Source organism: Treponema sp. R6D11, from assembly GCF_054786075.1.
The window spans coordinates 1-404 of the sequence record NZ_BDHD01001044.1 but is presented as its reverse complement, the minus strand read 5'-3'; the positions used below and the strand labels follow the sequence as shown (position 1 = coordinate 404).

Below are 404 nucleotides of genomic sequence, written 5' to 3'. Positions count from 1 at the left end.
AAAAAAGGCTGATGCAGTCCGGCTCTTTCATGGAACAGGTATACGACGAGATCCGCTATATCGCCGAAAGCGAAGGTTACACCATGGTTCTGGACTTAAAACAGAATAACAGTATCATTTGGTTCAGCAGTACGGTCGATATTACCGATAAATTAATCTCAAATTTACTGACAAAAAAACGATAAACGGCGCATCAAGATGGATGACATATCAAGATGATACAGCAATCCAGCCCGATGTTAGAACAGTACAGGCGTATAAAGAACGAGCAGAAGGGGAATATTCTTTTTTTCCGTCTGGGCGATTTTTATGAGATGTTTGCGCAGGACGCGATTGAAGTATCCGCCCTCCTAAACCTTACGCTTACAAGCAGAAACGGCCTTCCTATGTGCGGCGTGCCGTAT

At 43.8% G+C, this 404-nt stretch carries 2 protein-coding genes; both read left to right on the top strand.

Annotated features, from left to right (window positions below; translation table 11 throughout):
* Positions 1-185, top strand: a 185-nt coding sequence (locus ACYVTD_RS17415) for an OmpH family outer membrane protein (protein WP_461248887.1), incomplete at its 5' end; no start/stop codon positions are given.
* A 30-nt stretch (positions 186-215) separates the two neighbouring features.
* Positions 216-404: MutS N-terminal domain-containing protein (locus ACYVTD_RS17410; RefSeq protein ID WP_461248886.1), on the top strand; the 189-nt coding region annotated here is incomplete at its 3' end.